Origin of the sequence: Jiella soli (assembly GCF_020615385.1) — a bacterium.
Lineage (GTDB): Bacteria > Pseudomonadota > Alphaproteobacteria > Rhizobiales > Rhizobiaceae > VKMB-3413.
Genome location: NZ_JAJAVB010000025.1, coordinates 376,667 through 393,716, shown reverse-complemented (window position 1 = coordinate 393,716; position 17,050 = coordinate 376,667). Strand labels below are relative to the sequence as shown.

The 17,050-nt window shown below is 66.1% G+C and carries 18 protein-coding genes; 3 read left to right on the top strand and 15 right to left on the bottom strand.

Annotation, left to right across the window (positions count from 1 at the left end):
• Nucleotides 1–69: 69 nt before the first annotated feature.
• The 5 genes from LH400_RS16300 to LH400_RS16280 all read right to left on the bottom strand — a co-directional run bounded on the left by LH400_RS16300 (nt 70) and on the right by LH400_RS16280 (nt 5,066).
• Nucleotides 70–1,272, bottom strand: coding sequence for an ABC transporter substrate-binding protein (locus tag LH400_RS16300; RefSeq protein WP_370638404.1), 1,203 nt, complete (start codon nt 1,270–1,272; stop codon nt 70–72).
• A 197-nt stretch (nt 1,273–1,469) separates the two neighbouring features.
• Nucleotides 1,470–2,420 carry a catechol 2,3-dioxygenase gene (locus LH400_RS16295; protein WP_229153874.1) on the bottom strand — a complete coding sequence of 317 codons (951 nt, stop codon included), beginning with the start codon at nt 2,418–2,420 and terminating at the stop codon, nt 1,470–1,472.
• An 88-nt stretch (nt 2,421–2,508) separates the two neighbouring features.
• Nucleotides 2,509–3,576: a 4-oxalomesaconate tautomerase gene (locus LH400_RS16290; protein ID WP_229153872.1), complete on the bottom strand. Its 1,068-nt coding sequence runs from the start codon at nt 3,574–3,576 to the stop codon at nt 2,509–2,511.
• An 87-nt stretch (nt 3,577–3,663) separates the two neighbouring features.
• Nucleotides 3,664–4,335 carry a 4-carboxy-4-hydroxy-2-oxoadipate aldolase/oxaloacetate decarboxylase gene (locus LH400_RS16285; protein ID WP_229153870.1) on the bottom strand — a complete coding sequence of 224 codons (672 nt, stop codon included), beginning with the start codon at nt 4,333–4,335 and terminating at the stop codon, nt 3,664–3,666.
• Nucleotides 4,335–5,066 carry a PIG-L deacetylase family protein gene (locus LH400_RS16280; RefSeq protein ID WP_229153868.1) on the bottom strand — a complete coding sequence of 244 codons (732 nt, stop codon included), beginning with the start codon at nt 5,064–5,066 and terminating at the stop codon, nt 4,335–4,337. Before LH400_RS16280 ends, LH400_RS16285 begins: the two co-directional genes overlap by 1 nt.
• Before the next feature lie 138 nt (nt 5,067–5,204).
• On the opposite strand from LH400_RS16280, the gene LH400_RS16275 reads away from it, so the two are divergent.
• Nucleotides 5,205–6,422: a LysR family transcriptional regulator gene (locus tag LH400_RS16275; protein WP_229153867.1), complete on the top strand. Its 1,218-nt coding sequence runs from the start codon at nt 5,205–5,207 to the stop codon at nt 6,420–6,422.
• Between the two features lie 46 nt (nt 6,423–6,468).
• On the opposite strand, the gene LH400_RS16270 is transcribed toward LH400_RS16275, so the two are convergent.
• From LH400_RS16270 to LH400_RS16240, 7 genes are all read right to left on the bottom strand, one after another.
• Nucleotides 6,469–7,788, bottom strand: coding sequence for a TRAP transporter large permease (locus LH400_RS16270; RefSeq protein ID WP_491014613.1), 1,320 nt, complete (start codon nt 7,786–7,788; stop codon nt 6,469–6,471).
• Between the two features lie 10 nt (nt 7,789–7,798).
• Nucleotides 7,799–8,398: a TRAP transporter small permease gene (locus LH400_RS16265; protein WP_229153865.1), complete on the bottom strand. Its 600-nt coding sequence runs from the start codon at nt 8,396–8,398 to the stop codon at nt 7,799–7,801.
• Nucleotides 8,395–9,432: a TRAP transporter substrate-binding protein gene (locus LH400_RS16260; RefSeq protein ID WP_229153864.1), complete on the bottom strand. Its 1,038-nt coding sequence runs from the start codon at nt 9,430–9,432 to the stop codon at nt 8,395–8,397. Before LH400_RS16260 ends, LH400_RS16265 begins: the two co-directional genes overlap by 4 nt.
• A gap of 328 nt (nt 9,433–9,760) precedes the next feature.
• The gene (locus LH400_RS16255; protein ID WP_229153863.1) at nt 9,761–10,267 is read right to left on the bottom strand and encodes a MarR family winged helix-turn-helix transcriptional regulator; all 507 of its coding nucleotides are present in this window, start codon (nt 10,265–10,267) and stop codon (nt 9,761–9,763) included.
• Nucleotides 10,268–10,424: 157 nt separating this feature from the next.
• The gene (locus LH400_RS16250) at nt 10,425–10,844 is read right to left on the bottom strand and encodes a Fur family transcriptional regulator (RefSeq protein ID WP_229153862.1); all 420 of its coding nucleotides are present in this window, start codon (nt 10,842–10,844) and stop codon (nt 10,425–10,427) included.
• Complete coding sequence (locus LH400_RS16245) at nt 10,841–11,668, bottom strand: metal ABC transporter permease (protein WP_229153861.1); 828 nt, start codon at nt 11,666–11,668, stop codon at nt 10,841–10,843. The genes LH400_RS16250 and LH400_RS16245 overlap by 4 nt, the downstream gene beginning before the upstream one ends.
• The gene (locus tag LH400_RS16240; RefSeq protein WP_229153860.1) at nt 11,661–12,608 is read right to left on the bottom strand and encodes an ATP-binding cassette domain-containing protein; all 948 of its coding nucleotides are present in this window, start codon (nt 12,606–12,608) and stop codon (nt 11,661–11,663) included. The genes LH400_RS16245 and LH400_RS16240 overlap by 8 nt, the downstream gene beginning before the upstream one ends.
• A gap of 67 nt (nt 12,609–12,675) precedes the next feature.
• On the opposite strand from LH400_RS16240, the gene LH400_RS16235 reads away from it, so the two are divergent.
• Together LH400_RS16235 and LH400_RS16230 are read left to right on the top strand one after the other, a co-directional pair.
• Nucleotides 12,676–13,617: a zinc ABC transporter substrate-binding protein gene (locus tag LH400_RS16235; protein WP_370638403.1), complete on the top strand. Its 942-nt coding sequence runs from the start codon at nt 12,676–12,678 to the stop codon at nt 13,615–13,617.
• Nucleotides 13,618–13,753: 136 nt separating this feature from the next.
• The gene (locus LH400_RS16230; RefSeq protein ID WP_229153858.1) at nt 13,754–14,023 is read left to right on the top strand and encodes a DUF2312 domain-containing protein; all 270 of its coding nucleotides are present in this window, start codon (nt 13,754–13,756) and stop codon (nt 14,021–14,023) included.
• A 214-nt stretch (nt 14,024–14,237) separates the two neighbouring features.
• Here the strand turns inward: LH400_RS16230 and LH400_RS16225 are convergent, their stop codons facing one another.
• The 3 genes from LH400_RS16225 to ugpA are packed head-to-tail and all read right to left on the bottom strand — an operon-like array spanning nt 14,238 to nt 17,050.
• A complete protein-coding gene (locus LH400_RS16225; RefSeq protein WP_229153856.1) occupies nt 14,238–15,299 on the bottom strand; it encodes a sn-glycerol-3-phosphate import ATP-binding protein UgpC in 1,062 nt (353 codons plus the stop codon).
• 2 nt (nt 15,300–15,301) lie between these two features.
• Nucleotides 15,302–16,150, bottom strand: a complete 849-nt coding sequence (gene ugpE / locus LH400_RS16220) for a sn-glycerol-3-phosphate ABC transporter permease UgpE (RefSeq protein WP_229153855.1) — start codon at nt 16,148–16,150, stop codon at nt 15,302–15,304.
• An 18-nt stretch (nt 16,151–16,168) separates the two neighbouring features.
• Nucleotides 16,169–17,050: a sn-glycerol-3-phosphate ABC transporter permease UgpA gene (gene ugpA, locus LH400_RS16215; RefSeq protein ID WP_229153853.1), complete on the bottom strand. Its 882-nt coding sequence runs from the start codon at nt 17,048–17,050 to the stop codon at nt 16,169–16,171.

Here is a 17,050-nt window from a genome sequence, read left to right as displayed (position 1 = left end):
CGCCCGGCGGGGCCGGAGGGACGCCGCATCGGCGGATGGGAAGGCACCGCGCAATGGCGCCCTGCACGTCTACTTGCCGGCCTTGGCCGGATCCTTGACGTCCTTCACAGTATCCATGGTGACGCTGTAAAGCTGGCCGTCCTTCCTCTCGACCTTGTTGATGTAGATGTTCTGGACGATGTCGCGCGTCTCCGGGTCGATCGAGATCGGCCCGCGCGGGCTCTCCCAGGACATGCCCTTCATCGCCTCGATCAGTCTGTCGCCATCGGTGTCGCCGCCGGTCTTCTCCAGCGCGTGATAGACCAGCGCCATGCCGTCATAGCCGCCGACGGCCATGAAGTTCGGCCGCATGCCGTCGTTCGCGGCCTCGAAATCCTTGACGAACTTGCGGTTCATCTCCGAATCGTGCGCGGCCGTATAGTCGCGGGCGGTGACGATGCCGAGCGCCACGTCGCCGATGTCGTTGAGGATCTGATCATCGACGATGTCGCCCGTGCCGATCAGCCGGATGCCCGATTGGTCGAGGCCACGCTCGCGGAACTGCTTCATGAACTGCGCACCGACACCGGCCGGCACGAACACGAAGACCGCCTCAGGCTTGTTGTCGGCGACGCGCTGGAGAAACGGCGCGAAGTCCGGATTCTTCAAGGGCACGGTGAGCTTCTCGACGACCTTGCCGCCGCCCTTCTCGAAGGCCTTGATGAACCAGTCCTGCTCCTCGATGCCCGGAGCGTAGTCGCTGACCAGGGTGACGACGGAGTTGATGCCGTTCTTGGCCGCCCATTCGCCGATCACGTAGGCGCCCTGGGGCGTCGCGAAGCTGGTGCGCACGATGTAGGGCGACTTTTCAGTGATCGACGAGGTCGCGGCCGCCGTGACGACCATCGGCACCTTGGCCTGCGTCGCGATCGGCGCCGTCGCAAAGGCAAGCGGCGTCAGGCCGAAGCCCATCAGCACGTCCGCCCCGCCGCTGGTCACCAGTTCCTGGGCGATCCGCTTGGTCTCGTTGGGCGAGCCGGTATCGTCCTTGACGATCAGCTCGATCTTCTTGCCGGCGCTCGTGTCGCCGTGGTCGGCCATGTATTGCCTGACGCCGGCGAGTTCCTCCGCACCGGTCGAGGCGAAGGGACCGGTGATCGGCAGGATCAGCCCGATCTTCACCGTGTCCTCGGCCGCATGCGCGGCAGACTGCGGCAGACCCGCGCCCGCCAATGCAACGCCGAACGACACCGTGGCTGCCAACGTCATGAGACGCCGTCTCGTAATGGTCATGCGCTCCTCCCAGATGTCCGTCCGATCCATCCCAACCGAACAGTGTTTTCACGATCACAAGGCCAGACACTCATAACAGATGCAAGAGCGAGGCCGCCGGAACCCGCGCAATCACGCAGAAATGGTTGCCAATCGCGGCCTAGCCATAACTCTGTTGTTATACATCAGCCCCGCTGGGCTCATCATTGACTGGCTTCTCACTCCACCGGCGGCGTGCCGTGCGTGTGGAAGCTCTCGATCGTCTTGAGACCCCAGGCCTGACCCTTGCGGCGCTCGCCCTCGGTCCAGGTGATCGGCTCCCAGTCGGGCCTGAGGACAAGCCGGGCGCCGGCATTGGCCACTTCGACGCGATTGCCCGCCGGCTCGTAGACATAGAGGAAGAACGTGCCCTGGATCGCGTGCTTGTGCGGTCCCGTCTCGATGAAGACGCCGTTCTCCAGGAAGATGTCGGCAGCCCGCAGCACGTCCTCGCGCTGGTCGACTGCATAGGTGATGTGGTGGAAGCGGCCCTTCCCGCCGGAATGGTCCTCGGTGAAGGCGACGTCGTAGCCCTTGTTGTTGACGGTGAACCAGCAGCCGCCGAGCCGGCCGTTGTCGAGCAGGATCTGCTCGGTCACCCGGCTGCCGAGCGCCTTCGTCATGAAGTCGCGGATCGCCGAGACGTCGGAGGCAAGGAGGTTGAAGTGATCGATCCGGCGCGGCGAGACGCCGCGGCCATGGTAGCGCTGGGCGATGTTCTTCAGAGACGGCTTCTCGGCATCCGGTGCCTCATAGATTTTGGTGTCGTAATAGAGTTCGAAGACGTGACCGTCCGGGCTCCGGAAGCGATAGGAGCGGCCATGGCCGAGATCGCCCTCGGTCCAGCCGATCCCGCAGCCCATTTCCTCGATCACCTTGACCCGGCGCTCCAGCGCCGCCGCCGAACTCGTGCGATAGCCGACATGAGCCATGCCCGTCGTGTTCGAGGCGGTCAGCTTCAGCGAGTGGAACTCGTAATCGTCGAAGGCCCTGAGATAGACCGAATCCCCCTCGCGCCCGCTCTCGGTGAGGCCGTAGACGTTCACGAAGAAGTCCAGGCTCTCTTCCGGCTTGTTGGTCAGGAGTTCGAGATGCCCGAGATGGGCCACGTCGAAACAGGGTTCACTCATCGCTTCAGTCTCCTTCCGCGGTCCGCGCGCCCGGCGCCCGCCCGAATGTTCTGGTGCCGCGCGCGGATGCCGCGGGCACTGCAATGGCTCAACGCGGGAATACTGCCCCGTCGAACAGCTTGCGGGCGGTGCGCATGAACGCCGCCTCGGCAATGGCCGCGCCGTCCTCATCGCTCTCCATGACGACGACGATGTCGAGCGCCCCGGTCGGATGCTCGACCGGGATCGTCTTCTTCCGCCCGTTCGGGATCCGCGCCAAGGCGTGGGCGGGCGAGCCCGGCAGGAGGCAGGCGGTCGCCACGCTGAGGGCGCCGAAGACGCCAATCGAGGCGTGGCAGCGATGCGGGATGAAGCTGCGGGTCATGATCGCGCCTTCGCCGCTCGGCTGCGCGACCAGCGTCATCTTCGGAACGCTCATTTCCTCGACCTCGCCGAGATTCATCATCGGCCCGGCCTTGAGCCGGATCGCCTCCAGCCGCTGCTTCAGCCCGGCATTGCCGTCGAGTTCCTCGCGGCTCTCATAGCCGGTGATCCCGAAGTCTTCGGCCCGCATGACGACGACGGGCATGCCATTGTCGATCAGGGTGCATGCCACCCCGTCAACCTCGTCGACCGCGCGGCCGGTGGGAAGAAGCGCGCCGCAGGAAGATCCCGCGGCGTCGGTGAACGACAGGAGCACCGGCGCGGCGCTTCCCGGCACGCCGTCGATCGCGGTATTGCCGAAATAGTCCGGCCACCCGCCCGGCGTCGGGATCGTCGCCTTCGCCGTCTGGCCGGTGTTTTCGAGGAAGATCGCGACCGTTGTTTCGCCGTCCGCCGGCTCCACCAGCCCGCGTTCAATCGCGAAGCCCGCGATGCCGGCGAGGATGTTGCCGCAGTTCTGGCTGGACGAGACCAGCGGCTGGTCGACGAAGACCTGCAGGAACAGGTAGTCGATGTCGATGCCCGGCCGCTCGGAACGCTTCACCACCGCGACCTTCGATGTCAGCGGATCGGCGCCGCCGATGCCGTCGATCTGGCGCGGATCGGGCGAGCCCATGATCTCGAGCAGCAGCCGATCGCGCGCAGCCTCGCCCGCCGGCAGGTCCTCGGCGAGGAAATAGGCGCCCTTGGAGGTGCCGCCGCGCATCATCATGCAGCGTATGCCGTCACTCATGTCCGTCCCCCAGCGCGATGCGGCCCCAGCCGCAAGCGCCCGTTCCTTCTCGTACGGCGAGAGCCGGCCATATGAGCCGGCGCCGCCTCAGACGTATTTCAGCCCTTTGGCCGCGAGCTTCTCGCGCATGCCGTAATAATCGAGGCCGAGTTCGCCGGACTGCAGATGCTGGCGCGTGATCTTTTCCTTCTCCTCGCGCGCGCGGCTCGCCGAAAGCACCGCCTCGGCCTTCGCGCGTTCGACCACGACCACCCCGTCGTCGTCGGCGACGATGACGTCGCCCGGCATGACCGCCGCCCCCGCGCAGACGATTGGAACGTTCACCGAACCAAGCGTCTCCTTCACCGTGCCCTGCGCCGAAATCGCCTTCGACCAGACGGGAAAGCCCAGTTCTTCCAGCTCCCGCACGTCGCGGCAGCCGGCCTCGATGACGAGACCGCGCACGCCGCGGGCCTTCAGCGATGTCGCGAGCAACTCGCCGAAATAGCCGGCATCGCACGGTGAGGTCGGCGACACCACCACGAGGTCGCCCTCCCGGCACTGCTCGACCGCGACATGGATCATCCAGTTGTCGGCCGGCGCGATCGACACCGTTACGGCATTGCCGGCGATGCGCGCGCCGCGATAGATCGGCCTCATATGCGACTGCATCAGGCCGCTGCGCCCTTGCGCCTCGTGGACGGTGGCGACGCCGCACGCGGCGAGCCCGTCGACGATTTCGAGGCTTGCCCGCTCGATATTCTGGACGACCACAGCCATCAGACCGCTCCGTGCCCGAGTTCGCCCGTCACATGCGGGAAGACGGCCTCGTAGCCCTCGCCATACTTGATCTTGTAGTCGGAGTTGCGCGAGGCCTGGACGCCGCGCTGCAGGGCGACGCGGGTGTAGTAGTCCCAGAGGTGCTCCTGGCCGGCCATGCATTCGATCGCCGCGCGCTTCTTCTCCCAGGCGCTCGTGATGTCGAGGAGGAAGTTCGGCTTCCAGTCGCACTGTTCGGGCTGGTGCGGCTCGAAGAGATAGACCGGCGGCGCGCCGAGGACGGTCTCGCCGGGCTTGTAGCCATGCGCCTGCGCGATCACGCGGGCGTGCTGCGCCGTCTCCGTCGTCAGCGGATGGTCGAAATTGTAGATGTCCTTCTTCGAATGGGTCATGACGAAGGAGGGGCGAATGGCGCGATAGAGATCGACGAGCCGATAGAAGGCCTCGTCCTCGATATTCATCGGATAGTCGCCGAGATCGTAGAACTGGATGTCGGCAACGCCGAGGGCGCTTGCGGCCTTTTCGGCTTCCTCGCGCCGGTTCGCCTTGACCTTGTCGAGGTCGTAGCCCGGCTGCTTCCAGAGCTTGGCCGATTCCCCCCGCTCGCCATAGGAGAGGCAGACGACGGTGACGTCGTATCCCTTGGCTGCGTGGACGGCGATGGCGCCGCCGGAGCGCCAGACGAAGTCGGCCGAATGGGCGCTGACGACGAGGGCGGTCTTCTTGTCCATCTTGCTTCGTGATCCCTCTTGACGATGAGAGGGTGTTAGCGGCGGCGGCGGTGCGAAATCCAATCGAACTCGCCGCACGTGCTATAAGTTCTTGTGAAGTGCGCCTGCGAAACGCCGAGCTTGAGGGAGAGCACCGACATGGCCTTTGCGCTTCCGAACCTCAGGCATCTCAGGGCCTTTTCGGCGGTCGCGCATCTGTCCAGCGTCAATGCGGCGGCCGAAGCTGTGAACCTGTCGCAGCCGGCCGTCAGTCAGGCGATCGCCAAGCTGGAAGCCGCGTTCGGAGCAAAGCTCGCGGTGCGCCGCAGCTCCGGCAGCTTCGCGACCGAGGCCGGAGCAATACTCGCCGCGCGTCTCGACCGCTTCTTCCAGCAATTGCGCGCCGCGCTGCGCGAGGTCGCGGGGCCCGCGCTCCGCCGTGACGATGCGGCACTCGCCGCGCTCGAGCAGCGGATCACCGTGCCGCAGATCCGGGCGATGATCGCGATCGCCGAGGCCGGTTCGTTCGCGCAAGGGTCGCGTCTGATCGCCGTCGCAGAGCCCTCTCTTCACCGCGCCGCACGCGATTTCGAACGCCTCGTCGGCAGGACCCTCTTCGTCCGCGCCGTGACCGGCATCGGCCCGAGCAAGGCCGCGCTCGAACTCGCCCGGCGGCTGAAGGTGGCGATCCGCGAGATCGGGCAGGCGGACGAGGAGATCTCCGCGCTTGCCGGCTTCGTCTCTGCCCGCGTCGCAGTCGCCTCGCTGCCGCTGGCGCGCACGCTGATCCTGCCGCGCACCGTCAACGCGCTGCTTGAAGCCCATCCGCAGGTCACGGTCGAGATCGTCGACGGCCCCTACGACAATCTCCTCTCCGATCTTCGCAGCGGCACGGTCGACTTCCTGATCGGCGCCATGCGCAATCCGCCGCCGGTCGGCGACGTCGTCGAGCGCTTCCTGCTGGACGACCCCTTCGCCGTGGTGGCGCGCGCCGGCCATCCGATCCTGTCGTCCGGAGCGATCACGCCGGAGGCCATGGCCGGTTACGACTGGGTCGTGCCGCGGCAGGGCGCGCCGATCCGGCGCACCTTCGAGCATCTCTTCCAGGGTACGTCACGCCGGCCCCGGATCCATGTCGAGACGAGTTCGCTGGTGGTCACCCGCACGATCCTCGCCGAAAGCGACAGGCTGACGCTCTTGTCACGCCGCCAGATCGCGGTCGAGGAACGGCTCGGCCTGCTCTCCATCGTGCCGTTTCCGCTGCCCGAGACCAGCCGGCCGATCGGCGTCACCACACGGATCGACTTCCTGCCGAGCCCGATCCACAGCGCCTTTCTCGATCTCCTGAGTGCCCATGCGGCGGATCCGCGGCAGTAGGTCTCCGCACACCCGCCCACCCAGCGGCGACACGTCCTTCCGCTTCCTATCGCAGCAAATGCGGCAACAGCAGCGAGATCGACGGGAAGATCACGAGGATGGTGATCCGGAGGATCTCCGAGGCGAAGAACGGCGTCACGCCCTTGAAGGTCTCCTTCATCGGCACGTCGGGCGCGAGCGAATTGATGATGAAGACGTTGAGGCCGACCGGCGGGGTGATCAGGCCGAGTTCGACGACGATCAGGATGATGATCCCGAACCAGATCTTGGTGTCGTCGGGCGATAGGCCGAAATCGAGTCCCGCGACGACCGGCCAGAAGAAGGGGATCGCCAGGATCACCATGGACAGGGAATCCATCAGGCAGCCGAAGATCAGGAAGATGACGATGATCAGCGTCAGGATTCCGAATGGGCCAAGGCCACTATGGGTGAGGTAGTCGGCGGCGGCCTGCGGCACGCCCGCGCGGGCCATGAAGATCTTGAGAAGCTCGGCGCCGAGCAGGATCAGGAAGATCATGCCCGAGGTGCGGGCGGTCTCGAGGAGGGCCTCGAGGAAGCCGCCCCATTTCAGGCGCCCGAGCCCGAAGCCGTAGAGCGCGACGAGGAAGACGCCGATCGCGGCCGCGGCGGTCGGATTGTAGATGCCGGCATAGATGCCGCCGATGACGATGCCGAAGATGATCGCGACGGGAATGACGGCGAGGCTCGCGGCCAGGAGTTCGGCGCCCGGCACGGCTTGCCCCTCCGGGCCCGAGCCCGGAACCATGCGCACATAGATCGCGACGGTGACCATGAAGAACACCATGGCGAGGATGCCCGGAATCAGGGCGGCGGCGAACATGGTGACGATGTTGGTCTCGACGATGATCGCATAGACGATCAGCACGACGGAGGGCGGGATCAGGATGCCGAGCGTGCCGCCGGCGGCGATCGTGCCGGTGGCGAGCGAGGGGGCGAATTTGTAGCGCCTGAGTTCCGGCAGCGCGACCTGGCCCATGGTCGAGGCGGTGGCGGTGGACGAGCCGCAGAGCGCGCCGAAGCCGGCGCAGGCCGCGATCGCCGCCATGGCGACGCCGCCGCGGAACCGCCCGAGCCAGGCATTGGCGGCGCGGAAGAGATCGCGCGACAGGCCGCAGCGCGAGGCGAGCCCGCCCATCAGGATGAACATCGGCAGGACCGACAGATCGTAGTTCGAGAACTGCGAGTAGGCGAGGTCCTTCAACTGGCTGAGAAGGATCAGCGGCCCGGACTGGATGATCGTGCCGCCTATCCCGACAAGGATCATCGTGTAGGCGATCGGCACCCGGACCGCGATCAGGAAGAGCAGGGCGACGAGGCCGCCGAGTCCGAGGGCGAGATCGGTCATCATCCGGCGCCTATTCGGCGATCGTCATGGCGGGGCGCTCGACGAGGGAAGGCCGGCCGGCCATCACCCGCAGTCCGTCGATCGCGGTGAGGACGGCGGCCAGAAGGAGCAGGACCAGCGACAAAAGGATCGGCGGGAACGCCGTCCACAGCGGCAGCTTCAGGACAGGCGTCACTTCCGGATAGCGCAAATAGCTCATCCAGCCGAGCGACATCTGGCGCAGCAGCACGGCCGAAAAGGCGATCGCGAAGATCGCCGCGAACAGCGCCATCGCCGCCTTCTTTCCCTCGCTCATGCCCTCGGTGAAGATGTCGACCGTGACGTTCGCCCCGGCGAGCTGGCAATAGGGCAGGAACATGAAGATCGCGATCGCGACGATGTGCTTGACCAGTTCGTAGTCGGCGGGAAACGGCGCTGCGAAGAGGATGTTGGAGATCGCGCTGAGGGCCGTCATCACGGCAAGACCGGCCATCAGGAACCCGCCGAGGAGCGCCCACCAGCGGATCAGGGCCGAAAGGCCGAAGACGAGGCGCTCGCCGCGGCCCGGCCGATGACGGCGCCACGGACGGAACCGGCCGGCTCCGTCCGCCTCGTTGGTCGGCAGGCTCAAGACTTGAACTTTTCCATGTTGGCCTTGGCGGCGTCGACGATCGCCTGCGCGTCGAAGTCGCTATGGTCCTTCACCCATTTGTCCACCACCGGCGCGAGGGCCTCGTCGAAGGTCTTCATCTGGTCGGGGGTGAGGACGATGTGCTCGTTGCCGGCATCGACCGCGACCTTGATGCCGTGATCGTCGTTCTCGCGCCAGACCTTGGCGACCTCGCGCAACCAGTCCTCGCCGGAATTCTTGTCGAAGACCGCCTTCAGGTCGTCCGGCAGGGAATCCCAGCGGTCGCGATTCATCGAGACCTGGAAGGTGGTGGTGCCGAAGCGGGCTTTGTCCGGTCCCTCGATCTGATACTTGGTGACGTCCTGCAGCTTCAGCGCCGGAATGATCTCCCAGGGGATCAGCGCACCGTCGACGGCGTTGGTCGACAGCGCCTGCGGAAGGTCCGGCACGGGCATGGTCACCGGGGTGGCGCCCATGGCGGTGACGACGTCGTTGCCGGTCGGGCCGGGAACGCGCAGCTTGGTGCCCTGCGTGTCGGCCACGGTGTGCACCGGCTTGTTCGCCATGTGGATCGCCTGACCGGCATGGACGTGGTTGAACAGGACGTGTACCGGCTCGTATTCGGGCGCTAGATATTCGTCGAACATCGCGCGCATGGCGAGGTTCGCGGCTGCGATGTCGTTGACGAAGACCGTCGGCAGTTCGAAGGCTTCCGAGCGCGGAAAGAGCCCCGGCGTATAGCCGTTGACCGTCCAGACGATGTCGACGACGCCGTCGGCGACCTGGCGGAACAGTTGCGGCGGCGAACCGCCCAGCGTCATCGACGGATAGATCTCGATCTTCACGCGGCCGCCGGAATCGGTCTCGATCGCGCGAGCCCAGGGCTCCAGCATCTTCGTCTGCGCCGGCGATTTCGGTCCGAGGAAGTGGTGCAGCTTCAGCGTGACTTCCGGCTCTGCCGCAAAGCCCTTGCGCACGAGCGCGGGCATTGCGAGCGCGCCCGCTCCCGCAAGAAGGAATTGTCTGCGTTTCATGGCGTGTTCCTCCGTCTCCCGATCATCCCGATCCCCGTGATCGCAGGCCTCCCCGCCTTTGCGACCGTGGCAGCCGTCCAAGACCATGACGGCATCGCCGGAATTGTTTTATCACCAACTAGATTGCCATGCCCGGCGCTGCTTTTCTATCCCCGGCAGGCATTTTGCCGGCTCGTCGCAATCTTCTTGCCGGGCCGCTTGCGTTCTTAGCAGATTTTGCCGCTCCGTCGCGCGGCTTGCCGTGCCGCTGCGGCCGGAAACGGGCCGCCGAGCCGGACGCAGTTGCCCGAGGCGTGACTGCGCGGGAAGGGGCCGGCGCTTCGCCACCTCAGTTCATCGCGGCGACGATGCGGCGCAGAAGATCGAGGAGTTCGGGCTTCCTGTCGCCCACGATCCGGTCGAGATCGCGGTCGTGCTCGGCCGCGCAGGCCGCCAGATGCGCCAGCATCTCCTCGCCCGCCGCAGTCAGGTCGAGCGAATGGCTCCGCTTGTCCTTAGGAACCGGCGTGCGGATGATCAGCCCCGCCCGCTGAAGATCGCGCAGAACGGGCGTGATCGTCGACTTGTCGCGCCCGCTCGCAAGGCTGAGCGCCATCGGCGTGATGCCGGGATTGTGGTGGATCAGGGCGAGTACGGCGAAGCGTCCCGGCCGAAGATCACTCTGGCCGGTCTGGCGCTTGAAGGCCTTGAAGGAGGCGTTCTGCGCCAGCCGCAGATGGAAGGCGATATAGTTTTCGAGTTCGCCGAGGCAGATCTTCTCCCCGCGGTCGGCGCGGCGGCCGCCCGCCGGGGATTTCGCACTCTCGGTCACTGGCTCGGCCGTCCGTCTGCTCATGGGACTCCACGGCTGCCGGAAAGGCCAGGCCGCACCGTCTCGCGATCACCCTCCGACTATAGGCTGGAGACGGGCGTCCGACAATTTGATCACCGAGCAAACTCCAAGCCCGACGCATGAGCCGGTCTGCGCTACCGGCGACCCGATGGCCGCGGGCTCACTGTGCCGCCCCGCAGGCCGCGCAGATTCCGCGCAGTTCGATGGTCGTGCGGTGCAGGGTAAAGCCGCTGGCGCGCGTCACCGCCTCCAGCCGCTCCGTCAACGTCTCGTCGGCAAACTCGGCGACCTTGCCGCAGGTCTCGCAGATCATGAAGGCGGCGGTCTCGTGGGCGTCGCAGTCGTCCTGGCGGCAGGGAACGAAGGCATTGAGGCTTTCGAGGCGATGGACCATGCCATAGGCGACCAGCTTGTCGAGCGCGCGATAGACCTGCAACGGGGCTTTGAGCCCCTCCCCGCGCAGCCGGTCGAGGATCGTGTAGGCGCTGAGCGGCGCGTCTGCGCGCTCGAGCGCGGCAAAGACCAGACCCTGGTTGCGCGTCAGCGCCGGCCGGTCGTGGTGATGGGAATGCTCGCTCACCGGCCCGCCCCTTCCGCCGGCTCGGCCGGCTGCGCGGACTTTTCCAGAAGCGGCGACAGGCTGATGACGAAGAGGACGAGCGCCGCGACGACGATCGAGGGGCCGGACGGCGTGTCGAAGTTGAGCGAGCCGAAAAGCCCCCCGACAACGGCCGCAGCGCCGATGAGCGCGGCGAACACCGCCATCGTTTCGGGCCCCGACGCGAACTTCCTCGCGGTCGCGGCTGGGATGATCAGGAGCGCGGTGATCAGGAGAACGCCGACGATCTTCATCGCGATCGCGATCACCGTCGCCATCAGCAGCATGAAGACGAACTGCGCCCGTTCGGGCCGCATGCCCTCGGCGGCGGCGAGTTCGCCGTTCACCGTCGCGGCGAGCAGCGGCCGCCAGATCACGGCCAGCACCAGCAGCACCGCCAGCCCGCCGGCGTAGATGATGGCGATATCGGTTCGCGACACCGCCAGGATGTCGCCGAACAGGAAGCCCATCAGGTCGACCCTCAGATAGGTCAGGAATGACAGGACCACGAGTCCGATCGCCAGGGCCGAATGCGACAGGAGGCCGAGCAGCGAGTCCGAGGAGAGCGTCGCGCGGCGTTGCAGGGCGAGCAGCGCCACCGAAACCGCGACGGCAACGACAAAGACCGTGAGGATGATATTGGTGTTCAGGAGGAAGGCGAGCGCCACGCCGAGCAGCGAGGCGTGCGAGAGCGTATCCCCGAAATAGGCGAGCCGCCGCCAGACGATGAAGCAGCCGAGGGGACCGGCGACGAGGGCGACGCCGACACCGGCGACGAGCGCCCGCACGAAGAAGTCGTCAAGCATGGTGATGCGCCCTCTCCTCGTTCTGCGGATCGACCGCGCCGGCGCCTTGCACAGAACCCGCCGCCGGTTCCGCGCCTCGCCGGGTCCGCGCATTTCCATCCTGGCCATGGCCATCGGCATGTGCGCCCGGCCCGTGTTCGTGCGGATGGTGGCCGTCCTGCGGATGACAATGGTCGGTGATCGTCCCGTCGGCATGGCGCACCGTGCCGTCCGGCAGGTGCGTGTGGTCGTGGCTGTGGCGATAGACGGCGAGCGCCTCGGCCGCCCGGTCACCGAACAGCTGGCGGTATTCGCGGCTGGCGACGACGGCGCTGGGGGTGCCCTTGCAGCAGACATGGCCGTTGAGGCAGACGACCTGGTCGGTCGCCGCCATGACGACATGGAGATCGTGCGAGATCAGGAGGATGCCGCAGCCGATTTCCTCGCGGATCGCGCCGATCAGTTCGTAAAGGGCGATCTCGCCGGAGAAGTCGACGCCCTGCACCGGCTCGTCGAGGACGAGAAGATCGGGCCTGCGGGCGATCGCCCGGGCGAGCATTGCGCGCTGGAACTCGCCGCCCGACAGATGCCTGAGCTCCGCGGCGGACAGATGCGAAATGCCGGTGCGGGAAAGGGCGCGATCGATTTCCGGCGGCGCGAGGCGATTGGTCAGCGTCATGAAGCGCTTCACCGTCAACGGCATGGTCCAGTCGACCGCGACCTTCTGCGGAACGTAGCCGACCGCGAGATCGCTTCGGCGGAACGCACTGCCCTCGTCGGGCCGGAGCACGCCGAGGGCGAGCTTGGCGGTGGTCGACTTGCCCGAGCCATTCGGGCCGATCAGCGTCACGATCTCGCCCGGGCCGACCTCGAGATCGATCCCGCGCACCAGCCAGCGGCCGGCACGAGCGACGCCGACGCCCTTCAGCGACAGGAGCGGTTCGGAAGAGGTCAGGGACATGGCACGCCGTCAAAAAAGGTCTTGCCCCTCATATCGCATACGTTATACCGTTACGCAATGATGTTACGTGATAACATCACTTGCCGCCAACCATCCGGAGTTCCCGATGCGCTTCCAAGGCCTCGCCGCCCTCGCCCTCCTCGCCACGACCGCCAACGCGGCCGAAGCCGCCCCGAAGGTCGTGGTTTCGATCAAGCCGATTCATTCGCTCGTGGCCTCCGTGATGCAGGGCGTCGGCGAGCCTATGCTGATCGTGGACGGTGCGGGCTCGCCGCATGACTACAGCCTGAAGCCGTCGCAGGCCGCGGCACTGCAGGCGGCCGACCTCGTCTTCTGGATGGGGCCGGAGCTCGAGACCTTCCTCGCCGGCCCCATCAAGACGATCGCCGCAAGCGCCAGCGCGGAGAAGCTCGACACAGCGCCTGGTCTCGTCAAGCTGAAGCCGCGCTCGGGCGGGTTGTTCGAGGCCGACGACGACGGCGACAGCGACGTCCCGGTCGATCCGCATCTCTGGCTCGACCCCGAAAACGCCAAGGCGATGGCCTCCGACATCGCGACGGCGCTCGCCAAGGCCGACCCGGAAAACTCCGAACACTACGCCGACAACCTCGCCAGGCTGAACGAGCGCCTCGACGCGCTGGTCGACACGACGAAGCGGGAACTGCAGCCGATCGCCGACAAGCCGTTCATCGTCTTCCACGACGCCTATCAGTATTTCGACAAGCGCTTCGGGCTGAACACGATCGGCGCGATCACGATCAGCCCGGAGACGGCGCCGGGCGCCGCCCGCGTCGCCGAGATCCGCGACAAGATCGCGACGGCCGGCGCCGTCTGCGTCTTTTCCGAGCCGGAGTTCGAGCCGAAGATCGTCCAGGTGGTAACCGAAGGCACCGATGCCGGAACCGGCGTTCTCGATCCGCTCGGCGCGGAGCTCGCCGCGGGGCCGGACCTCTATTTCGAGCTGATTTCCGACATGTCGAAGTCGCTGACCGCCTGCCTCGGCTCCTGAGAACGCGGCGGGGCACGGGAAAAGGGAGCCGGCCGCTTGGGGCCGCTCTCCGATGGCTGTGGACGAGCGCGCGCCGTTAAGGACCTGCTAACGAAGCCGCTCCATCTTGCGGCTCTCCATTCAGGAAGGAGCAAGCATGAGTGACACGGCCATGATCGCGGGGGGACGCATCCGCTCGATCGTCGAGCGCATCGAGCATCTCGACGCCGAGATCGCAGAGCTCAACGAAGGCAAGAAGGAAGTCTTCGCCGAGGCGAAAGGCGAAGGCTTCGACGTCAAGGTGATCCGCGAGATCCTCAAGCTGCGCAAGCAGGACAAGGAAGAGCGGGACGAGCACGAGTCGCTGCTCGACCTCTACATGCGCGCCATGGACCAGGCCGAGCCGGAAACCGCGCAGGCGGCATGAGCCGTCGGCGGGTGGTCCGGACAAGCAGTTCGGACCACCCCCTGCTTCGCATCCGCAAGCGGCGAAAAGTCGAGTGCACGATCCGCAATTGGTGAAGCGCTGGAAAGGCGCTGCCGAACCCTATTCTGGAGTGGAGCGCCCCGCGCCCTGGCAGAGCGCCATCCCATCCGCGACGCACCGCGATGTCGCGTGATTGCCGGTCGTTTCGCGTAAGTCAGTCCGAAAGCCGGCGGCCGCTGTCACTGTCGAAGCTGTGGAAGGCGTCGGCGGGCGCCGCGGCCTTGACCGGGGTGCCCGGCTCCAGATGGCTGTAGCCCGGCACGCGCACCGCGATCTCCGTCCGCCCCTCGCCGAACCGGCCATAGACGAAGCTTTCCGCACCGACGACCTCGACGCCCGACACGGTGAGGTCGAACACGATCTCGTCCGCCGCGGGCGTCTCGTCGCCGAGAAGCCGCAGATGCTCCGGCCGCACGCCCAGCGTCACGTCACCGGAATGCTTCGGGGCAAGATGTGCCAGGCGCGAAGACTCGCGGCCGTTCAAAGGTATGAGGTTCATCGCCGGGGAGCCGATGAAGGTCGCGACGAACAGGCTCGCCGGGCGGTCATAGACTTCCATCGGCGTTCCGGCCTGCTCGATCCGGCCGCCGTTGAGGACGACGAGCTTGTCGGCAAGCGTCATCGCCTCCAGCTGGTCGTGGGTGACATAAAGGCTGGTGGTCTTCAGCCGCCTCTGCAGCTGCCGGATCTCGGCCCGCATCTGCACGCGCAGCTTGGCGTCGAGATTCGACAGCGGCTCGTCGAACAGGAAGGCGGCCGGTTCGCGCACGATCGCCCGTCCCATGGCGACGCGCTGGCGCTGGCCGCCGGAGAGCTGGCCCGGCTTGCGGTCGAGCAACGCTCCGATCTCGAGGATCCGGGCGGCTTCGTCCACCCGGCGTCCGATCTCGTCCTTCGCCATCCCGCGGTTCTTCAGGCCGTACTGAAGGTTCTGGCGCACCGACATATGCGGATAGAGCGCGTAGTTCTGGAACACCATGGCGATGTCGCGCTCGGCGGGCTCGAGCTGGTTCACCACCCGCTCGCCGATCTCGATCGTCCCAGAGGAGATGGTCTCCAGTCCCGCGACCATCCTGAGGAGGGTCGACTTGCCGCAGCCCGAGGGGCCGACGAGTACGACGAAGGCGCCGTCGGGGACCGACAGGGAGACGCCCTTCACCGCCTCGACGCCGCCAGGATAGACCTTCTTCACATCCGTCAGTTCGATGCCGGCCAAGCTTACTTCTCCGATTCGACGAGGCCGCGCACGAACCAGCGCTGCATCAGGACCACGACCAGGACGGGCGGCACGATCGCCAGGATCGCCGTCACCATCACGAGGTGCCACGGCGTATCGGCATCGGCGAAGGAGACCATCTTCTTCAGCGCGATGACGATCGTGTTCATCTGGTTGTCGTTGGTCACGAGCAGCGGCCAGAGATACTGCGTCCAGCCATAGATGAAGAGGATGACGAACAGCGCCGCGATGTTGGTCTTCGACAGCGGGACGAGGATGTCCTTGAAGAAGCGCATCGGGCCGGCGCCGTCGATGCGGGCTGCCTCGACCAGTTCCGACGGGATCGTCATGAAGAACTGGCGGAAGAGGAGCGTCGCGGTCGCCGAGGCGATCAGTGGCAGGATCAGCCCCGCATAGGTGTCGATCAGGCCGAGATCGACCATCACCTTGTAGGTCGGCAGGATGCGGACCTCGACGGGCAGCATCAGCGTGATGAAGATCAGCCAGAAGAAGGTCATGCGCAGCGGGAATCGGAAGAACACGATCGCGAAGGCCGACAGGATCGAAATACCGATCTTTCCGACCGCGACGCCGAGTGCCATCACCGTCGTATTGAAGAGGAGCGTCCAGACCGTGACGCCGCCGATCCGCCCGACGCCGCCGAACAGCGCCTCGCCGTAGTTCGCGGCGGCCTGGTCGCCCGGCAGCAGCGGCAGCGGTGGCTGCAAGATCGTCTGCAGCGACTGCGTCGAGGCGATGAAGGTGTAGTAGATCGGGAAGGCGACGATCAGGATGCCCAGGATCAGGAGTCCGTGGGCGATCGGCCGGCCGAAGGTGCTGCGTTCGATCATCGGGCGGATTCCGGGGCGTCAGCCATAGTGCACCCGCTTCTCCACATAGCGGAACTGGATGGCGGTAAGGCCGATTACGATCGCCATCAGGATGACCGACTGCGCCGCCGATCCGCCGAGGTCGAGATTGACGAATCCGTCCCGGTAGACCTTGTAGACGAGCGTCGTCGTTGCCTGTCCCGGCCCGCCGCCGGTGACCGCATCGATGATGCCGAAGGTGTCGAAGAAGGCATAGACGGTGTTGACGACCAGCAGGAAGAAGGTGGTCGGCGCGATCAGCGGAAAGACGATCGTCCAGAACCGCTTCGTCGAGCGGGCGCCGTCGATCGCTGCGGCCTCGATCAGGGAGCGCGGGATCGACTGCAGCGCGGCGACGAAGAACAGGAAGTTGTAGCTGATCTGCTTCCAGGCCGCGGCGACCACGACGAGGAGCATGGCCTGGCGCCCTTCCAGCAGCGGGTCCCAGGCAATGCCGTGGTCGCGCAGGAGATAGGCGAAGGTTCCCATCGCCGGATTGAACATGAACAGCCAGAGCAGGCCAGCGACGGCCGGAGCCACGGCATAAGGCCAGATCATCAGTGTTCGATAGAATGTTTTGCCTCGGATCACCTTCTCGGCGGCCGTCGCCAGCAAAAGCGCCAGCCCCATTGCGAGAATCGCCGTCGCCAAGCTGAAGATCACCGTCACCTCGACCGCGTTGATGTAGCTCGGCTGGCTGAGCACGTCGCGGAAGTTCTTCAGCCCGACGAACTTCGACTTCAGCCCGAACGGGTCCTCGTCCAGCATGGACTGGTAGAGCGCCTGACTTGCCGGCCAGTAGAAGAAGACGATGGTGATGGCCACCTGCGGCGCCAGCAGGGCGTAGGGCAGCACCTTGTTCGGGAAGACGGCTTTTGACAC

Excerpts from the sequence above, each read along its gene's own strand:
- LH400_RS16300 (WP_370638404.1), bottom strand. The coding sequence starts at position 1,272 with ATGACCATTACGAGACGGCGTCTCATGACGTTGGCAGCCACGGTGTCG.
- LH400_RS16295 (WP_229153874.1), bottom strand. The coding sequence starts at position 2,420 with ATGAGTGAACCCTGTTTCGACGTGGCCCATCTCGGGCATCTCGAACTC.
- LH400_RS16290 (WP_229153872.1), bottom strand. The coding sequence starts at position 3,576 with ATGAGTGACGGCATACGCTGCATGATGATGCGCGGCGGCACCTCCAAG.
- LH400_RS16285 (WP_229153870.1), bottom strand. The coding sequence starts at position 4,335 with ATGGCTGTGGTCGTCCAGAATATCGAGCGGGCAAGCCTCGAAATCGTC.
- LH400_RS16280 (WP_229153868.1), bottom strand. The coding sequence starts at position 5,066 with ATGGACAAGAAGACCGCCCTCGTCGTCAGCGCCCATTCGGCCGACTTC.
- LH400_RS16275 (WP_229153867.1), top strand. The coding sequence starts at position 5,205 with ATGGCCTTTGCGCTTCCGAACCTCAGGCATCTCAGGGCCTTTTCGGCG.
- LH400_RS16270 (WP_491014613.1), bottom strand. The coding sequence starts at position 7,788 with ATGACCGATCTCGCCCTCGGACTCGGCGGCCTCGTCGCCCTGCTCTTC.
- LH400_RS16260 (WP_229153864.1), bottom strand. The coding sequence starts at position 9,432 with ATGAAACGCAGACAATTCCTTCTTGCGGGAGCGGGCGCGCTCGCAATG.
- LH400_RS16255 (WP_229153863.1), bottom strand. The coding sequence starts at position 10,267 with ATGAGCAGACGGACGGCCGAGCCAGTGACCGAGAGTGCGAAATCCCCG.
- LH400_RS16245 (WP_229153861.1), bottom strand. The coding sequence starts at position 11,668 with ATGCTTGACGACTTCTTCGTGCGGGCGCTCGTCGCCGGTGTCGGCGTC.
- LH400_RS16240 (WP_229153860.1), bottom strand. The coding sequence starts at position 12,608 with ATGTCCCTGACCTCTTCCGAACCGCTCCTGTCGCTGAAGGGCGTCGGC.
- LH400_RS16230 (WP_229153858.1), top strand. The coding sequence starts at position 13,754 with ATGAGTGACACGGCCATGATCGCGGGGGGACGCATCCGCTCGATCGTC.
- ugpE (WP_229153855.1), bottom strand. The coding sequence starts at position 16,150 with ATGATCGAACGCAGCACCTTCGGCCGGCCGATCGCCCACGGACTCCTG.